This is a genomic window from Carboxylicivirga sp., assembly GCF_982718395.1.
In genome coordinates this window covers 22,910-42,333 of sequence record NZ_CEXQWX010000036.1, presented here as the reverse complement: position 1 = coordinate 42,333, position 19,424 = coordinate 22,910, and the positions used below count along the sequence as shown (strand labels likewise).

14 protein-coding genes and 1 riboswitch are annotated in these 19,424 nt (G+C 39.2%); of the genes, 7 read left to right on the top strand and 7 right to left on the bottom strand.

The features are described from left to right. The first annotated feature begins 200 nt into the window (after nt 1–200). Nucleotides 201–1,013 (top strand): Rossmann-fold NAD(P)-binding domain-containing protein, encoded by an 813-nt coding sequence (locus AC4MRQ_RS09080; RefSeq protein ID WP_491197352.1) that lies wholly within the window; start codon nt 201–203, stop codon nt 1,011–1,013. A gap of 86 nt (nt 1,014–1,099) precedes the next feature. Continuing rightward, nucleotides 1,100–1,197: riboswitch (SAM riboswitch) on the top strand. 270 nt (nt 1,198–1,467) lie between these two features. Next, nucleotides 1,468–2,838, top strand: coding sequence for an aspartate kinase (locus AC4MRQ_RS09075; protein WP_491197351.1), 1,371 nt, complete (start codon nt 1,468–1,470; stop codon nt 2,836–2,838). Nucleotides 2,839–2,964: 126 nt separating this feature from the next. On the opposite strand, the gene AC4MRQ_RS09070 is transcribed toward AC4MRQ_RS09075, so the two are convergent. The 3 genes from AC4MRQ_RS09070 to AC4MRQ_RS09060 all read right to left on the bottom strand — a co-directional run bounded on the left by AC4MRQ_RS09070 (nt 2,965) and on the right by AC4MRQ_RS09060 (nt 5,421). Then, the gene (locus AC4MRQ_RS09070; protein ID WP_491197350.1) at nt 2,965–4,155 is read right to left on the bottom strand and encodes an ammonium transporter; all 1,191 of its coding nucleotides are present in this window, start codon (nt 4,153–4,155) and stop codon (nt 2,965–2,967) included. 32 nt (nt 4,156–4,187) lie between these two features. Then, the gene (locus tag AC4MRQ_RS09065; protein WP_491197349.1) at nt 4,188–4,532 is read right to left on the bottom strand and encodes a P-II family nitrogen regulator; all 345 of its coding nucleotides are present in this window, start codon (nt 4,530–4,532) and stop codon (nt 4,188–4,190) included. A gap of 196 nt (nt 4,533–4,728) precedes the next feature. After that, complete coding sequence (locus AC4MRQ_RS09060) at nt 4,729–5,421, bottom strand: TorF family putative porin (protein WP_491197348.1); 693 nt, start codon at nt 5,419–5,421, stop codon at nt 4,729–4,731. A gap of 750 nt (nt 5,422–6,171) precedes the next feature. Here AC4MRQ_RS09060 and gltB point away from each other — a divergent pair. Together gltB and AC4MRQ_RS09050 are read left to right on the top strand one after the other, a co-directional pair. Beyond that, the gene (gene gltB, locus AC4MRQ_RS09055; RefSeq protein ID WP_491197347.1) at nt 6,172–10,689 is read left to right on the top strand and encodes a glutamate synthase large subunit; all 4,518 of its coding nucleotides are present in this window, start codon (nt 6,172–6,174) and stop codon (nt 10,687–10,689) included. A gap of 188 nt (nt 10,690–10,877) precedes the next feature. After that, complete coding sequence (locus AC4MRQ_RS09050) at nt 10,878–12,302, top strand: glutamate synthase subunit beta (protein WP_491197346.1); 1,425 nt, start codon at nt 10,878–10,880, stop codon at nt 12,300–12,302. A gap of 705 nt (nt 12,303–13,007) precedes the next feature. On the opposite strand, the gene AC4MRQ_RS09045 is transcribed toward AC4MRQ_RS09050, so the two are convergent. Beyond that, nucleotides 13,008–13,730, bottom strand: coding sequence for a DUF6261 family protein (locus AC4MRQ_RS09045; RefSeq protein ID WP_491197345.1), 723 nt, complete (start codon nt 13,728–13,730; stop codon nt 13,008–13,010). Between the two features lie 866 nt (nt 13,731–14,596). Here AC4MRQ_RS09045 and AC4MRQ_RS09040 point away from each other — a divergent pair. Beyond that, nucleotides 14,597–15,808, top strand: a complete 1,212-nt coding sequence (locus AC4MRQ_RS09040; RefSeq protein ID WP_491197344.1) for a hypothetical protein — start codon at nt 14,597–14,599, stop codon at nt 15,806–15,808. Between the two features lie 256 nt (nt 15,809–16,064). On the opposite strand, the gene AC4MRQ_RS09035 is transcribed toward AC4MRQ_RS09040, so the two are convergent. After that, a complete protein-coding gene (locus AC4MRQ_RS09035; protein WP_491197343.1) occupies nt 16,065–16,364 on the bottom strand; it encodes a Dabb family protein in 300 nt (99 codons plus the stop codon). 51 nt (nt 16,365–16,415) lie between these two features. Here AC4MRQ_RS09035 and udk point away from each other — a divergent pair, with 51 nt between their 5' ends. Both udk and AC4MRQ_RS09025 read left to right on the top strand, forming a co-directional pair. Beyond that, on the top strand, nt 16,416–17,033 hold the full coding sequence (udk, locus tag AC4MRQ_RS09030) for a uridine kinase (protein ID WP_491197342.1): 618 nt from the start codon (nt 16,416–16,418) through the stop codon (nt 17,031–17,033). Nucleotides 17,034–17,038: 5 nt separating this feature from the next. Further along, the gene (locus tag AC4MRQ_RS09025) at nt 17,039–17,755 is read left to right on the top strand and encodes a 3'-5' exonuclease (protein ID WP_491197341.1); all 717 of its coding nucleotides are present in this window, start codon (nt 17,039–17,041) and stop codon (nt 17,753–17,755) included. A 130-nt stretch (nt 17,756–17,885) separates the two neighbouring features. On the opposite strand, the gene AC4MRQ_RS09020 is transcribed toward AC4MRQ_RS09025, so the two are convergent. Together AC4MRQ_RS09020 and AC4MRQ_RS09015 are read right to left on the bottom strand one after the other, a co-directional pair. Beyond that, entirely contained in the window at nt 17,886–18,692 is an 807-nt protein-coding gene (locus AC4MRQ_RS09020; RefSeq protein ID WP_491197340.1) for an alpha/beta fold hydrolase, read from the bottom strand. A gap of 6 nt (nt 18,693–18,698) precedes the next feature. Next, nucleotides 18,699–19,415: a pyridoxine 5'-phosphate synthase gene (locus AC4MRQ_RS09015; RefSeq protein WP_491197339.1), complete on the bottom strand. Its 717-nt coding sequence runs from the start codon at nt 19,413–19,415 to the stop codon at nt 18,699–18,701. Nucleotides 19,416–19,424 lie beyond the last annotated feature (9 nt).

The window sequence follows — 19,424 nt, the reverse complement described above, 5'->3', positions numbered from 1 at the left end:
AATTCTTGGCAGTCGAAGACGAAGTGTATGAAACGATCCTCAACTTTGAATACCTTGATATGAAATCAAGAAAGAATCTATACAAATTCGTATCAATTTTTTATAAGGAGATAAAGAGGTCGGAAGCATTTGTTCGTATGCTGCAAAATAATTGCCTCGATAGATACTAAACTTTGCATTAACATACTTGTTTTAGGATTATGATGAAAAAGACAGTTAGTGTATTGGGATGTGGCTGGTTGGGGCTACCATTGGCTACTCATTTGACTCAAAATGGCTGGCAGGTAAAGGGTTCAACAACAAGTGATAGTAAATTGAAATTGTTAAAAGAGAAGGAGATTGATCCCTATTTAATTGATTTAACTAAAGAAGCGGATTTGCCTAAAGACTTCTTTGATTCGGATTACCAGGTTCTCAATATTCCTCCATCCAAGTTGATGCGCAAAACCGAATCATATCAACCTTTAATTGAATGTTTATCCGAAGTAATAAGTTCTAAAGTGGTTTTTATTAGTTCAACTTCAGTGTATAAAGAAAACAATGGTATTGTTAATGAGGATAATACTGATGCAATCATCAAGAGTGAAAATACTTTATTGGATATTGAACGAATGTTTCAAAAAGCAATCCCAGAGATAACAATCCTAAGATTTGGAGGATTGGTTGGAGGAGTAAGATATCCCAGTCGTTTTTTCACTCCCGATACACGCCTTGATGGTTATAATCAGCCGGTGAATTTGATTCATCTGGATGATTGTATACAAATAATTGATCGGATTTTGACAAAGGATATTTTTGGAGAGGTATTTAATGGAGTTGCGGATACCCATCCCGATAGAAAAACATTTTACACAAAAGCTGCCCGATTAAAAGGGCAGGAACCTCCCTCTTTTTCAGATAGGAGTTTGTCCTACAAAATTGTCAGTAATCAAAAGGTAAAAGACGTATTGGGAATAAAATTTATGCATCCTGATTTATTGTCGATGCTTGAAGATGTAGATTTGTGGAGTTAAAAATGACTTTTCGCATCAGTTTGGTAGTTTAACACCAATCTCCTATGTTTGCACAATAATCTGTGTCGTTTGGATGCAGATGTTTGAGTTTATTAAGAAGAGGGGAGAGACAGGCTCTGAGAACCTCTGGCAACCACCAATGGCAGGTGCCAAAACCTGATTCCTTATGGGAAGATGATGAATTTAAACAATTAAGTATGATGCAAAAATTTCACTTTCGAATGCCCGGCTGGGCATAAATTTTCTACCTCAAGCTTATAAAAGGCTGACAATCTTGTCAGAAAACTGTTTTTAATAAACGGTGTGACGCTATTATTATATCCATTACCACTTAAAAGCAAAAATTAACCACATGAAACGACCACGTAAATTTTAATTAAAAAGTTGCACGCAAGTGCATGATTAAAATTTACTTGAGAGTTCCATCTGACAAATGAAAATAAAATTTAAACAGATGAAAAAAGTAGTAGCCAAATTTGGAGGCTCCAATCTGAAAAAGAAGGAAGATATTCAGAAACTGGTTCGTGTAATAAAGACCTACAATCGTCCAATGGTGATTGTAGTTTCGGCATTTTATGGAATAACCAACCACTTAATTCAATCAATGGATGATGTTAAAGCGGATGAATCAAATATTGAGAAACTAGTCCGTTTCCTACGGGAGTTAAAAGAAGAGGCAATTCTTGAGAACTTTAGTGATGTTGAATGGCAGGAGAAGACCTTAAACGCTGTTCAGTCAAGAATTAAAGAGTTGAGCCGCTATCTCACAGGGATTCATTATATTGGTGATGTCCCTGAATTTGTTGAAGATGTGATATTAAGCTATGGAGAGCGTTTAAGTTCATTAGTGTTGACACACATATTACAGAGTCATGGTATTAATGCTGAAGAAGCATTACCTGAACAAATGCCATTGGTGACAGATGGTGAGTTTGGTAACGCAACCGTTAATTTCGATGTCTCGACGGACAATGTTAAGAAACGTTTGTCGAGAGATAAAATATATGTTGTTCCCGGATTTTATGGAGTGTCGGAACAGGGAAAAGTGACCTTATTAGGAAGAGGGGGCAGTGATTATTCAGCAGCAGCAATTGCGCGATGTCTGGAAGCGGAATCTTTGGATGTATGGAAGGATGTCAATGGCTTTATGAGTGCCGATCCGAAATTGGTTGAATCACCCAAACGTATTAAATATCTATCGTATGCAGAGGCTGCTGAGTTATCTTATTTTGGCGCAAGTATCCTGCATCCTCGTACTGTAGAGCCGCTGAAAGAAGTTGGTATTCCTATCCACATAGGTAACATTGATGCATTTGAAGGAAGTGTTGACCCACGAACTATAGTTCATGGAACCGAAACAGTAACTGAATGCATTATTAAAAGTGTTACTTACAGCGATGATTTTGGTATATTAAAACTACGCGGAGCAGGCGTTGGACTAAAAAAGGGAGTATTGGCAAAAGCGACCGTAGCACTTGACAAAGCAGGAATTAACATCAAGTCCGTAATAACATCTCAAATTGTAATTAACCTGTTACTTTCTGCAAAAGATATCAAACGAGCTTATAAAGTGGTAGAAGATCTGGAGCTTTCTGCTATTACTGAACTGATTGCCACAGAACAGATATCAACTATTGCAGTTGTTGGCGAAGGACTGCTTGACAGACCTGGAGTTGCAGGACGTTTATTTATGTCTTTGGCAAAGAAAAGCATCAACGTACAAATGATTGTATCAGGAGCTTCAGCAGTGGCCAGTTATTTTATGGTTGCTAAAGATGACCGGGATTTAGCTATTGAATCGATTCATAATGAATTCTTCAGTTGATAAAAAAAAGAATGGTCTATACACCGTTCGTATAGACCATTACTTTTCAATATAAATAAAACAACGCAACTTGTTATATCAGATTGGGTATGCTGGAATGATTCATCAGAATACCCAGTAGTTTGATTAATAATTGTAAGAGCTTTGGCCGTGCTCGTGAATGTCAAGGCCATCTCTTTCTTCCTGTTCTGATACACGAAGACCCATTGTTGCTTTCAGTGTTCTGAAAAGAATCAATCCAACACCAAAGGCCCAGGCTCCAATTGATAATACACCGAGGGCTTGTACTCCGAGAAGAGAAAAACCACCACCATAGAAAACACCACCGTCTGTTGCAAATAATCCAACCAGTAAAGTACCTACTGCACCACAAACTCCGTGAACAGAAATAGCGCCTACAGGATCATCTACTTTTAGTTTTTTATCGATGAATTCAACGGAGAAGACAACAACTAATCCGGCAATGGCACCAATGGCAACAGCTCCTGCAGGTGTTACAATATCGCATCCGGCTGTAATTCCAACAAGTCCGGCTAACGCACCGTTTAAAGTCATTGATAAGTCTGGTTTTTTATAACGGAACCAGGTGACAAACATGGTTACAACTGCACCTGCGGCAGCAGCCAGGTTGGTAGTAATAACAATTAATGCAACTGCATTGGCATTATCTCCACTGATGGCTAATTGCGAACCCGGATTAAAACCGAACCATCCAAGCCATAGAATAAATACACCCAATGCTCCCAATACCATGTTGTGACCTGGGATAGCATTTGCCTGACCATTGTATTTACCAATTCGAGGACCAATTGTCCATGCACCAGCTAAAGCAGCCCATCCACCAACAGAATGAACAACTGTTGAACCTGCAAAGTCGTGAAAGCCCATACCGCTGAGCCAGCCACCGCCCCAAACCCAATGACCTGAGATAGGATAAATGACAACTGTAATAATTAACGAGAATAACAGGTATGTGCTAAACTTGGTACGCTCAGCCATTGCACCTGAAACGATAGTGGCAGCTGTTGCTGCAAACACCGTCTGGAAAAATAAGTTGTGAAGATCAGTACCATCATTATAAAAGAAGTCAAAAGCTCCCAAAAAAGCACCTTCACCTCCGTACATGATACTATAACCAATAATCCAGAACATCAATGAACCAATTGAAAAGTCCATGAAGTTCTTCATAATTATATTACCCACATTCTTTGCGCGTGTAAATCCCGCTTCCACCATGGCAAAGCCTGCCTGCATAAAAAATACTAAAATACCGGCCAGTAAGACCCATAATATATCTAAAGCACCATTTGCATCCATAATTCTGATTTTTTTGTAAGATTTCGATTCAATTATTTCTCATAAAGTGTTTCCGGCCCCGATTCACCAGTGCGAATACGATAGGTATCGGCCACATCGGAAATGAAGATTCTGCCATCTCCTATTTCACCAGTCTTGGCTGCATTAATAATGGCTTCAATAGTCTTGTCCATATTTTCATCACGAACAATTATTGAAAGAATACGTCTCTCAATGATGCTGGTATCATATAGTGTTCCACGATATAGGTGTCCTTCGCGAGCAACGCCGGTCCCTCTTACATCCCAGTAAGAGAAGAATGTAATATCTTGTTCTTCAAGTGCTTTTTTTACAGCTTCAAATCGAGATAATCGAATAATGGCTTCAATTTTCTTCATTGTCTTTGATGTTTGTTGTTAATATTTCTTTTCAGTAACCTTTGCAATAACATGCAGTTTGGTTACTCATAGGCTTCGTTTTAGTGAAAAATAAGAGTAGCCTGTGATGGCGATAAAGGTTTAAGTCAATAGGACATTACTTAATTATTGGTAGACTACTCTTATTTTCTTTTATAGATTTGGTTTGAGTGTGTTATTAAAATGAGACCCCGACAACGATGTCATAAAATTCACTGTTGGGATTGACGAATACCATCCCGAACATTGGAATAGAAAATGAATCAGTGATTTTGATCTCTTTTTCAGTACTAATGCCAATATTTACTATTTGAAAGTCTCCCTTCTCACCGCTGACTACATGCCAGCCGTCACCGCCTCCAATAAAGAAGCTGAAATTTTTTAAGGCATAACCGGCCTCAAAGTAAACGACTCCATTCTCCTCACCTGCACCTGCTCTTGAGTCGTTCAGTGCCATATTGCCCGCAAAACTGAAGTTCCCAATGTCGTAACCAGCGTTTAATTCAATAGCATGGCTTGATATTTCATCATCCAACTCAAACCAACTACTGCCCGGATAATAATAATCAGTAATTCCTAAGCTTAGTCCAAAGTCAAATGAATATGAAGCATATAAATCAGCTTCCTGAAAAGCATCGGCTCCGGAGGAAGAGCTTGAAAAAGCATAGCTTCCCCATGCTCCGATAGCGAACCCGCCATTTGAATATTCTATTGTTGGTTGAAATGCCGGCGAATTACCATAGTCAACTCCCCTGAAAACATACCTTGAAACAAGGTCAGCCGAAACATCAAAGCTTCCCTTTTTACTCTCTTGTGCATTTGTGGTGGTTAATGCCAAGCCTAATCCCAAAATCAAAAAAATCCTTTTCATCGAATAACGGTTAATAGTTAATATTTGCTCTTACATCTTGTTGATTGGGGGGGTCGACCTTAAAAAATGCATTTTATCAATTGGTACCCTCTGTTTTTTTATAGGTTGACGATACAAACATAGATAAAAAATAATTTAACCCCCAAATAAAATAGGGGTAAAGTTTAAAATGTGATGAAATTTAATATTTACACCCCATTTGAATAAGGGGTATTTTTGTGAAAAGTGAAAAAAATGAAAGTTATGGGTGGTCTCAATAAGGGGTGCAATTAAAATTACGTAGGATTGTAGTTAAGTGTCCAATAAAATAGTCCTACTCAGCTAATGTTGATGCATTAACCTGTCAAAAAGGAACGATGTGGGTGAAGGACTTTATTAATTCTAACCATTAATTGGGATAAGGGATTGAATAATGTGAAAAAGTGAAAAGCAAGATGATTAATTTGGTGTATGTATAAATATACCCCTAAGTAGTTGTGAAACAATTATTAATGAATAAATATGCATTCAATAGGAATAAATATGCGATAGTAAAAACATGTCAAAAGTCATAAAAAAGTACACCTTTCGTCATGATTACTTGGTATATATAATTGAAAATTCTATTTTTGCTTTCGAATTATAATGCAAAATACAAATAAGACTTTCAGATAGAAAGAAGATGTTGCAAGTAATTCATCCGATCCAGCAACGAGAATGAGAATCCTTACGAAGGGGGTAATATTAGATTTTTCTCTAAAACAAAACAGTATGACAAAACGATTTCCAAATCCTCAGGGGTTGTATGACCCTGCTAACGAACGTGACAATTGTGGGATAGGATTTGTAGCCAATATAAAGGGGCAACAGTCCAATGAGATAGTGATGAGAGGCTTGGAGGTGCTTACAAATATGACTCACCGTGGAGCCGAAAGTTCAGATAATAAATCCGGAGATGGTGCTGGTATTCTTATGCAGATACCTCATGAGTATTATACCACGTTTGGTTTTAATTTACCAATGGCTGGTAAATATGGTACGGGATTGGTGTTCTTACCTCAGGACGAGAAAGAGGCGGCTTTTTGTCAGCAAACGCTTGATAAGTTTTTTGTTACAGAAGGACTTGAGTTGATAGGTTACAGAGATGTGCCTGTTGATAGCGATGTGATTGGTGAGATAGCCAAAGGTACTGAACCGAAAATTATGCAGGTGTTTGTTAAGGGTAATTACGAACAGGATGCGCTTGAGCGTCGTTTGTATTTAGCACGTAAGCAAGCAGAAAACGCAATCAGAGAATCAGACTTGAAAGAGAAGGAAGCATTTTATCTTCCAAGTTTATCCTCTAAGATATTTATATATAAAGGTATGCTTACACCGGCACAGTTAGGTCAGTATTTTCTGGATCTTAAAGATAGCCGGGTGAAAAGTGCCATCTCGTTGGTGCACTCGCGTTTTAGTACCAATACATTCCCAACCTGGGATTTGGCACAGCCATTCCGTATTATGGCCCATAACGGGGAGATCAATACCATTAAAGGTAACCGTTTGTGGATGCAGGCAAGAGAGAGTCTCTTAGAATCAGATTTGTTTGGTGATGACTTAAAGAAATTATTCCCGGTTATCACACCTAATATGAGTGATTCGGCCTCTTTGGACAATGTATTGGAATTCTTGTTCCTAACAGGTCGTTCATTGCCACATGCCTTGAGTATGTTGGTTCCTGAATCGTGGAATAGTAAAAACCCGATACCAAAAAGTTTAAAGGCCTATTACGAGTATCACTCAACAATTATGGAGCCTTGGGATGGACCTGCATCAATTGTTTTCTCTGATGGACGTTATGTTGGAGGAACTCTTGATAGAAATGGTTTGCGTCCTTCACGTTATGTCATCACTAAGGATGATATGATTGTGATGGGTTCAGAGGTTGGATGTCAGGTTTTTCCTGCTGAAGAAATTAAAGAGAAAGGACGATTGAAGCCTGGTAAACTTCTCTTGGTAGATACCCAGTTAGGAGTAATAATTCCTGATGAAGAAATAAAATCACAACTGTCGAAGCGTCATCCATATGGCAACTGGTTGAATGAGAACCGTATTCGCATGCGCGAAATTGAAGTTCAGCAACGTGTGCCATCAGGATTGGGTGAAAAATACGATGCTTATTTAAAAGCCTTTGGTTACAACCGTGAGGATTTTGAGCAAATTATTGCGCCAATGGCCAAAACTGGTGGAGAGCCAATTGGTTCAATGGGCAATGATACGCCAATAGCGGTGTTATCTGACAAGCCTCAAAGGTTTTTCTCTTATTTCCGTCAGTTGTTTGCTCAGGTAACGAACCCGCCAATTGACCCGATTCGCGAAGGTTTGGTAATGGCATTAACTAATTATATTGGTTCTGTTTCTAAAAACCTGTTACGCGAAGAACCATCGCAGTGTCGTTCCATCAAGTTCGAGAGTCCTTTAATGACGAATACCGACCTTGGAAAGATTAAGGATTACATGCGTGAAGAATTTACGCACGTAAAGATTCCAATGATGTTTCCGGTTGATAAAGGTGGAGCTGGTTTAGAAGAAGCAATCGAAAATATCTGCAAGGCGGCTGAAAAAGCTGTAGATGATGGTATGAATTATATTATCCTGAGTGATCGTGATATAGATGAAAACCATGCACCTGTTCCTTCTTTACTGGCTGTTGCTGCAACGCATCACCACCTGATTAAGGCAAAAAAGCGTATGCAGGTTGGACTGGTTGTTGAAACCGGTGAAGCTCGTGAAGTGATGCACTTTGCCTTATTACTTGGTTTTGGTGCTAGTGTAATTAACCCTTATGTATGTTTTGCTGCCATCAATGAGATGGTGAAAGAAGGTAAAATTGATATGGATTATGCCTCTGCAAGGGAGAATTACATCAAAGCAGTGGATAAGGGCTTATTGAAAGTCTTATCAAAAATGGGTATTAGTACACTTCGTTCATACCATGGTGCTCAAATTTTTGAAGCCATCGGTGTGTCTGAGGATGTAGTGAATAAATATTTTATCGGAACACCAACTAAAATTGGTGGTGTTGGTTTGGAAGAAATTGCCAAAGAAAGTATTCTGGATCATAAAAAAGCCTTTAAGCCGGCTTTCCAAAGTAATCCATTTGATACAAAAGGTAGTTACTCGTACCGTAAATATGGTGAAAAACACGGTTGGAACCCCGAAACAATTGGATTGCTTCAATGGGCTACTTCAGAAGGAGATTATAATAAATATAAAGAATATAGTAGTCAGGTTAATAAGGATAACCAAACACCGTTGTTTATCCGTGGCTTGATGAAGCTTAAGAAACAGAAGCCAATTAATATCAGTGAGGTAGAGCCAGCTTCCGAAATTATGAAGCGTTTTGTTACCGGAGCGATGTCTTATGGTTCGATCTCGAAAGAAGCCCACGAGGCCATGGCCTTGGCGATGAATGCAGTTGGAGGCCGAAGCAATACCGGTGAAGGTGGTGAGGACGCTGAGCGTTTTAAGAGTCCGGCACGAAGCTCCATCAAGCAAATTGCTTCAGGGCGTTTTGGTGTAACCAATAATTACCTGACCAATGCAGATGAGCTGCAGATTAAAATAGCACAAGGAGCCAAGCCAGGTGAAGGTGGTCAGTTGCCAGGCTTTAAAGTAGATAAGATTATTGCGCGCCTGCGTAATTCAACGCCAGGTATTACTTTAATTTCACCACCGCCGCACCACGATATTTATTCGATTGAGGATTTGGCTCAGCTAATATATGATTTGAAGAGTACCAATCCTTCCGCACGTGTGAGTGTGAAGTTAGTATCGGAAAATGGAGTTGGTACAGTTGCTGCCGGTGTGGCTAAAGCACATGCCGATTTAATTGTAATCAGCGGTACTGAAGGTGGTACAGGTGCGAGCCCGACCAGCTCCATCAAGCATGCCGGATTACCGGTTGAGATTGGTTTATCTGAGACACAGCAGACACTAGTGATGAACAACCTTCGGGGGCGTGTGAAACTGCAAACAGATGGTCAGCTAAAGACAGGTCTCGATGTGATTAAAATGGCCTTATTAGGTGCTGAGGAATATGGTTTTGCTACTTCTGCATTGGTGACTCTTGGATGTGTGATGATGCGTAAGTGTCATTTGAATACGTGTCCGGCAGGTATAGCCACTCAAGACGAAGACTTAAGAAAGCGCTTTATAGGTAAATATAAATATGTGGTTAACTTCTTCAATTTTATCGCAGAGGAAGTACGTGAATATTTAGCTGAACTTGGATATAAATCATTGGATGAGATTATTGGTCGTACAGACCTGTTAGATCAAAATAAAGAAGTGGCCAATTGGAAGTCCACAGGTGTTGATTTGAGTCGCCTGTTATATTTCCCAAAAGAGGGTAAAAAATATCCGATTCGTAACACAACCGAGCAAGATCATAAGCTGGAAGAAGTGTTGGATCGTAGCCTGATCAAACAAGCGCAACCTGCGCTGATTAACCAGCAGAAAGTATGGATGGCCAGCGAGATAATTAACACAGACCGTACGGTAGGAGCTATGTTGTCGGGTGAAGTATCTAAGATATATGGCGAAGCTGGTTTACCGAAGAATACCATCAACTGTACCTTCCATGGTTCAGCGGGTCAGAGTTTCGGAGCTTTCTTAACAAAAGGTGTAAGTTTCCGCCTTGAAGGAGATGCTAACGATTACCTGGGCAAAGGTTTATCCGGTGGTAAAGTAATTGTTGTTCCACCATTGGGAACAACCTTTAAGCCGGAAGAAAATATCATTATTGGTAATACTGTGTTATACGGAGCAACCAGTGGATTCCTTTATGTCCGCGGAGTAGCAGGTGAACGTTTTGCAGTTCGTAACTCAGGAGCACATGCCGTTGTTGAGGGTGTAGGTGACCACTGTTGTGAATATATGACTGGAGGTCGGGTAGCTGTACTGGGGCCAACAGGTCGTAACTTCGCCGCTGGTATGAGTGGAGGTATTGCTTATGTACTGGACGAATCAGGTAACCTGGACTATTATTGCAACAAAGGACTGGTTGATTTAACACCAGTTGAAGATGCAGCAGATGTTCAGGAGCTTCAGTTCATGTTGAATAAGCACTTGTTGCATACTAATAGTAATAAGGCCCAGGAGATTTTGGTAAACTGGACTACCTATCTGCCGAAGTTTGTGAAAGTGATTCCGTTTGAATATAAGAAAGTGTTGCAGGAGCAGAAGATTAAAGAGTTGGAGCAAAAGCTTCGTGAAACAGAGGATGCACCACACCTTAGAGAGTAGGAATAACGAACATTGCGGGTCTGATGGTTATACCAGAAGACAGGCAGATATTATAGAGAAGAAAAAAATATTTGCCATTAGCTATAAGCCAAAAGCTAATGGCTTTAACAGAAAGAAAATCGGGGATTTAGGAGAATGAGTGAAAAAGGCTCAAAGGAGCCACCCCGGTTTCTTTAAAACTGAAGATTATGGCAGATCCAAAAGGTTTTATAAAATATGGGCGTAAAGAAGGAGGCTATCGCCCGGTGACTGAGCGTGTTGATGACTACGGTGAAGTAGAACAAACACTTAATGTTGCCGATCGTACCATCCAGGCGTCGCGTTGTATGGATTGCGGCATCCCGTTTTGTCACTGGGCATGTCCGGTCGGAAGTAAGATACCCGAATGGCAGGATGCTGTTTATAAAGGAGAGTGGAAGTTAGCCAGTGAAATATTACATTCAACCAATAGCTTCCCTGAATTTACAGGTCGTATTTGTCCGAATCCATGTGAGAAATCGTGTGTGTTGGCCATTCATGATGAGGCAGTAACCATTCGTGAAAATGAATGTTCGGTAGTTGAACGTGCCTTTAGTGAAGGGTATATTCAACCACGTGTTCCGGCACACCGAACAGGTAAAAAAGTAGCTGTAGTAGGTTCAGGTCCGGCAGGATTGTCGGTAGCTGATTTGCTGAATCAGGCAGGACATGAAGTAACTGTATTTGAAAAGGATGACGCCGTTGGCGGATTGTTACGTTATGGTATTCCTGATTTTAAACTGAATAAAAAGGTTATTGATCGTCGTATTATCATCTTCGAACAGGAAGGCATCATCTTTAAAACCAACGTAACCGTTGGTGAAGATGTAAAAGGTGAAGAGCTGATGAAAGAATACGATGCTGTGATCTTAACCATTGGAGCGATGAAGCCTCGTGACTTACCGGTTGAAGGTCGCGACTTACATGGAGTTCATTTTGCAATGGATTTTCTAAAGCAGCAGAATAAAATTAACCGGGGTGAAGTTTATACCAATGGTCAGCAAATATATGCCAAAGGTAAAAATGTATTAGTGATTGGTGGTGGAGATACAGGAAGCGACTGTGTAGGTACATCTAACCGTCAGAATGCAAAAAGTGTTACCCAGATAGAGATATTACCAAAGCCACCCGCCAAACGAGGAGCAGGTAACCCATGGCCTTACTGGCCCAATACCCTCAAAACTTCTACATCACACGCCGAAGGTTGTGAACGTAAGTGGAGTTTGAATACCAAGCGCTTTATTGGTGAAAAAGGTCAGTTAAAGCAAGTTGAGTTGGTTGAGGTTGAGTGGAACAAAGATGATAAGGGACAGTGGCAGATGACTGAGAAGCCAGAAACAACTTACATCATGGATGCTGAATTGGTTTTATTGTCGATGGGTTTTGTAAGCCCTGTGCATGAAGGCCTCGTAAACGAATTTGGTTTAGATCTGGACGCCCGTGGTAATATTAAAGTTGGTGATAACTATCAAACCAGCAAAGATAATGTGTTTGCGGCCGGAGATGCGGCCAGCGGAGCCAGTTTAGTTGTGACGGCCATAGCTAAAGGTCGCGAAGCGGCTAAAAATGTACATGAGTTCTTAATGGAAGATTAAAAACTATTATTTCAGCAGATGCTGAGTAAATAGGGTTGTTATAGATGAGAGTCATTCCGGTTGGAGTGACTTTTTTCTTTTGGGGCAAATACGGATCGCATCTTTATAACCGTAATGCAAATAAAGATGCGATCCGTAACAGAATGCTTTACCTTTTCCAAAGTTCCAAAACTTTGGAAAAGGTAATGTCTGTGTAGTCAGAGATTTGAATGCTTGTGGGTCTCTTTGAGCTTGCCCGGTGCACTGAGCACAATAGTTGGTTATTCTTTGAGTCACAGATTACAAATCTGAGATAACATTAGCAATGCCAAATTCTTTTCAATTTAACCGCTGATCTCAGAAAGAGTATTCAATTAGAATATTTTCGGGGGATTGAATTTTGTGTAATAACACACTTTCCGTTTTTACTGGAAAATACAAAACCTATCATGGTAGAGTTAAATCCAACTTAATTTGGAATTTCTATGGATTGCATCTTTAATATCCATAATGCAAATAAAGATGCATTCCATAACAGAATCTTTTATTTTTTTCCAAAGTTCTTTTGTATAAAGAGGCTTTCCCCCTTGGCGAAGGGGGCTACAAAAAGATTATTCAATAAGAGTGTTTTCGGGGGGATTGAATTTAAAAGAAAGGGCTGTCCTTAACCTCATAAAAGAACAGCCCCCACCTCATTTTCACAAAATGATGAACGAATCAAACTAATCAATCGTTAATTTCTTCTGACTCCTGGCGAGTCCTGCGTGCCTTCGCACTGGATGTAACACTTGTAATAACTTCGTTAATCGTTCCAATGGTATCATCTAATTCTACATTCGAATTAAATGATGCCTGGCTATCCATATAATTCAAAGTTGATTGTAGATCATTATATACTTTCTTGCGAGTTGATACAATAGTAGGTTTCTCTACGGCATCCAATTCTTCGCGTTGTACACTTATGGTTTGATATTCTTGCTGGCTTTGTATGAGTTGTGAAAGCCATTCTCCCGCGCCTGCTTTAGTTACATGCGTTGTTGCTGGCTCTTTCTGTAATTCACCAAATAATGAATTAAGGCTTGCTGATTGAGCCGTATTACCTTTGCGATGCAGCGACCAGCCATGACGACGGATGACCTCCAAAATAAAGTCGGCTGCGGCTTTTATCTCTTCATCCCAGTGATAGCTCATGGCTTCATTATAAGTTCTAAAACCAATAAATAGACCATCACGTTTTTGATCCAATTGGCCAGAGCGGACTGTTAAAGGATTAGTCTTTTGGTGATGGATTGCCTCATTGAAAGCTGAAAAATGTTGTTTGATTCGCGTAAGAATAGCAGTTTTAAAATTCTCTTCGAGCGAAGAGTTTTCAATTACCTCGATTATACGTTGACAGAGTGTGTAAAACTCTTCTGAGCTTAATAGCTGATACAAGATTGGTTTAATCATAGTGAAAGGTTAATTAATTTAGTTCACTGAAAATATATAAAATGAAACAAACAAAAAAATTGCTCTTCATCACTTAATCATAATAAATGAGTGTTTAATACTGTAAAGTATAACGTTTGTCTATTAAATACGGACTTTTGTCAATAATTATCAATTTTGTTTTCTGATAATAAGGCGTATGATTCACATGATTCAAGTTTGTGAAGCGTTTTTCTTATGGCATAATAATATTCCTAATAAATGTGGAGCCTCGATATGCTCCCATAATAGCACTCCGCCAAAGTGTGTAGTTGTATTATGCCTATATAGTGTCATTCCGCAGATTTGAGTAGTCAAATTATGCCACCATAATGACGCTCCGCAGAAGTGTGCAGCCAAATTATACCCTCATAATGATGCTCCCCAAAAGTGCGCGGTCAAATTATGCCCCTATAATATTATTACGCAGATATGTAAAGCCAAATTATGATTCCATAATGACACTCCGCCAAAGTGTGGAGTTAAATTGTGACCCTAAAATAATGCTCCGCCAAAGTGTGTAATCGTATTAAATCCACATAATTTAATTCCACAGAAATGTGTAGTCGAGGTATTGGACAATAATGGCACATCGTTGAATATCTTATGACAGATGTAGTTGCATTATGTCAATATTTCATTGAAATCATACTCGTTTTCCGGCTAAATAGATTTAATGTCTGATGGCAGGATGACCTGATGCTGTAATTCTGAATCATTGTACAAGTATAATCTCGGTATTACCCTGTTTTTTTATTAAGTATAAAAAATACGTGTAACCTTCCACTTCGTTGTCCCATATACAGGAAAGAAATTAGGTGGGTGTTCACCTGAAAGAAAATTGACGGATGAAGTATTTAGAATTAGTAGTAGTGTTGGTAATTGCTTCTATATCATTTGTATCGTGTACTAACGATGAGGCAGGTGATATGTATAGCAATCGTGGGGTTGAAGCAGATAAGGCGATTCTAAACTTAAGCATGCAAAAGGTTGATGAGGAAATTTTGCAATTAGGGCAAACCGATTTTGCACAAATCAGTCATTCTATGAGTCAGCAATTGAATGGACAAGTATTAGAAGGTAATGGCCGCTTTGTTGAAAAGGTTATTAAGGTAGGTGAATTAATGTATCAGGCCGAATGCTCAGATTGTTGCTTCGAAGAGCTGATAGACTTATCCTTTGCCAGTTCTTATTATTGTCAGCCTTTGTTAGATGAGGGTTATGGTGTTTGGAACTGGGATCAGGAAACGGGTATGTTTTTAAAGGATGAAGAACATGATTCAGAATACATCTTTAGATTTCCGGTTGAAAGGGATGCGACGGCAGATACCGCCGTGTTAGTGATTTATGATATTGTTGTATACGATGGTCAGTTTCCGGATAAGGGCAATGACCTGGAAGATGGGACAAAAGTTGAAAAGATCATCGAAAAGTTGAATTTTAATTTAAAATGGGGCGATCAGCTGGCGCTTTCCGGTAACATACAGGCAAATTTTTCTGAAGCCGGATATTATGAAGACTTGGCATTAACCTTTAATCCGCAGCCATATAATCTTAGTTACGATCTTGGAAAAAGTGAATCTATAGGATATTGGTTCTCCTCTTTTGGTCGTGATTCGTATGCAATTATTGATGAAATCATGGAGCTGGAAATTGATGAAAGCCAGGTGGATATGCCTGTAAGTAGTGTGGTGAATGAGTCCTTTATTCATGATATTGTTATTGAAACCAGAACACTCACAGGCTACCTATATAATGAATTGCTAAAGCTGGATGCTTTGGATGAAGGTTCTGAACAGTATGCCCGGGATTATGCTGCGGCCTTAAATTCGCATGCACTGATGACGGTTAAATATGCGGATGACAGGAGTATTATTGCAGAAGTTGAAGCAGTGCCCAAGAGGGATGATGAAGAGAATACCTGGTGGGTTGACCTGGAATTGGAGTTTAATGATGGATCGCGGGTAAGTTGCGATGAGTATTTTACTAACTTCCTGACAGAATTTAAAGTTAACCTTGAAGAATTAGTAAATCAATTTGAAAATAAGTTTGGTATTTGACTCTTGATGCCTGATTATATAATCTGATAAAGTAAAGAAGGTGCAGTAATTGCACCTTTTTTATTCTTCCTTCTCACCTGTTGACTATAAGCAGTGTGTAAATGTCAGCGTGTGAGTACAAAAGCAACCCAACTCCCTTTTCTTTTCCCGCTGATTCCTACAGATTTTCATTCACCTAAATGAATGAAACTAATTTCAGCGAAAATCTGCGCTATCTGCAGGCAGCAAAATTCCACTTACGGAATTAATGGATATCTTAAAACTCGTAATCAACGCAGGATCTTGACTCCAATACTTCTCTGATAATTTTTCCCACAGCTAAATGTTCAGGGTGTTTGGCATATGCTTCAAGTCCCTCCATACTCTCAAAGGTGGTTGTTAAAGCAATATCAAAGTCTTCATTAACGTTGCAGTTAAGACCAACTTTAATCGATATTAAAGATTCAACCGTATTACTCAAGGCCAATAATCCATTTTTTATCTCCAGAAGTTTTGTTTCTTTTTCTTCCTTATTTTCAAAGCTTTTTAACTTAAACAGAACAATGTGCTTAATCATTACCAAATTATTTCCTTATTTTAGACATAAAATTTTAGCAAAATTAATAAAATGCTCATAATAGGAATTGCAGGAGGAACAGGTTCGGGTAAAACCACGGTTGTAAGAAAGATAATCGAACAATTGCCACACGGAGAGGTGGCTGTGTTGCCTCAGGACTCATATTATAAAGATAGCAGACATTTGCCTTTGGAAGAGAGACAAAAAATAAACTTTGACCATCCTAATGCCATTGAATGGGAGTTGTTGACCCGTCATATTGAGCAGTTAAAAGCGGGAGAATCGGTTCGAATGCCACAATACTCATACCTTACCTGCACCCGCTCAGAAGAAACGGTTGAGATTATACCACGTGATGTTGTTATTATTGAGGGGATCTTAATATTAGGGCATCCACAGCTTCGTAGTCTGATGGATTTAAGGGTATTTGTCCATGCCGATGCTGATGATCGCTTATCAAGGGTTATACAACGGGATATTCAGGAGAGAGGGAGAACAGTTGAGAAAGTGTTGGAACGTTACAACGAAACGGTCAAGCCAAGTCATCTTCAATTTATAGAACCCACAAAGCGTTATGCTGATCTGATTGTACCACAGGGAGGTAATAATAAAATTGCTATTAATATTCTTACCCATTTTATCGAACGGAATTTGACCAGCCTAAATTAACCGCTATGCTTGATAATATTAAGGTAGAAGATATTTTGTTTCTTGATGTAGAAACTGTACCGCAAGAATCATGTTTCGATAATGTTAGTCCTGAAATTCAGTCCTTATGGGAGAAGAAGTCGGAGTACTTCAGGAAAGAAGAACAGACACCGGCAGATGTATATGGAAGGGCTGGTATTTATGCCGAATTTGGTAAGATTGTTTGTATTTCTGTTGGTATTATTTCAGCGAGAGGCGGACGAAGAATATTCAGACTTAAGTCCTTTGCAGGTGATAATGAAAAGGTATTACTCGAAGATTTTGGTCAGATGCTGAATCATTTTGCCCGTGATGTTCATAAAAACATATGCGGGCATAATGCTAAAGAATTCGACTTTCCATTTATTGCCCGTCGTATGTTGATAAATGGCGTGAAGCTGCCACTTATATTAGATGTGGCTGGCAAAAAACCTTGGGAAGTGAAGTTTCTGGATACAATGGATATGTGGAAGTTCGGTGACTATAAGCACTACACATCTCTTAACTTGTTAACGACTATTTTTAATATTCCGTCACCTAAAGACGATATTGACGGTAGCCAGGTGGCATCTGTTTTTTATGAAGAAAGAGACATTGAACGGATAGCGCGTTATTGTGAGAAAGATGTTTTGGCCACAGCCCAGTTATTTCTTCGTTTTAAGGGAGAAGAGTTGATAGATGAAGATGCGGTAGAATATGCGTAAAGTGTTGTTGATTTGCAGAATTGTTAATTTGTTGAACTGTAAATGGTTGTCAAGTCTCTTCATGCTGGCGCAGATTTGTAATCTGTGCTTATATTGACAAGAATGGTAATTCCCAAATATGCCAAAAAAATCAATCCAATAGAAAGTATGCCAATGTCTTGATCAAAAGCTCAGGTTGTTCGGCATGCAACCAGTGTCCTGCATTAGGGATACTTACTAATTCAGCATTCTTAAAGAACTTTCGAATGATAAGAGAATCCTCATCTATAATATAGCCCGAGTTCTCACCGCGAATAAAAATGGCTGGCAAGGTTGATCGATTCGTTTCAGGATTTAACATTGAGAAACCATCCATGACCAGTTCAAGCGTACTTTTTATGACTTCCAGATTCAGTCGCCAGCGGTAAGAGCCATTTTTTTGCCGTTCGACATTTTTAAGTAAAAATTGCCTTAGTTTATCATCAGGTAAGTTCTTCTCCAATTGTCTGTCAATATCTTGCCGGCTGGTAACTTTTTCAAACTGCACATTCAACATGGTGTTGATAATCAATTGATGATTGTTTGTAATCTGTGCATAGTTACTAAACGATGCATAAGATTTTGGAGCAATATCCAGAACAACCAGTTTGTTAATGCGCTTGGGATGTTCAAGGGCAAAGCGCATCGCCGTTTTACCCCCCATCGAATGTCCAACCAGATGTGCCCGGTCAATGCCTTGTTTGTTTAAGAATTCTAAAAGGTCTTTTGACATGCTTTCAAAATCGTGAACATTGCTGTGTGGCGACTGTCCATGATTGCGCTGATCGATCAGATAGATATGATAATCTTTTTCCAATTGACGCGCAATAGAAACCCAGTTATCCGAAGCACCATATAAGCCGTGCAGGATAATTAAGGCGGGACCATCGTTCCCATATTCACGATGAAAGAGTTGCATTTGATATTATTTAATCAGTTGCTGCTGATATATTTGTATTGTTTTTTCTAATCCAATGTATAAGGCATCACTAATTAAAGCATGTCCGATCGAAACTTCTTTTAAAAATGGGATTCGTTCGTTAAAGTATTTAAGGTTATCCAGGTTCAGATCATGACCGGCATTAATTTTTAAACCAATTTTATTGGCAAGGTTAGCCGCTTCAACAAATGGAGCTATGGCTTCCTCCCGATCTTTCGCAAAATTACTTGCATATGGTTCGGTATATAACTCAATGCGATCGGTGTTTGTTTTTACCGCTCCTTCAATATTTTTTAAGTCAGTATCAATAAATATAGATGTGCGAACACCTGCTTCACTAAAACGACCGATAACATCCTGAAGAAAGGTGAGATTATTAACCGTATCCCAACCTGCATTCGAAGTAAGCGCTTCAGGTGGATCGGGTACTAAGGTTACCTGATGTGGCTTCACAGCCAATACTAAATCAATAAACTCTTTTGAAGGATAGCCTTCGATATTAAATTCTGTTTTAATCACAGGACGGATATCATGTACATCTTTATAGCGTATATGTCTTTCGTCTGGTCGAGGATGCACTGTTACACCATCTCCGCCAAATTCCTGCACATCAATGGCTGCTTTTAATACATTAGGAGTATCTCCGCCTCTTGAATTTCGAAGCGTGGCAACCTTATTTATGTTAACACTAAGTTTTGTCATTTTTGATTA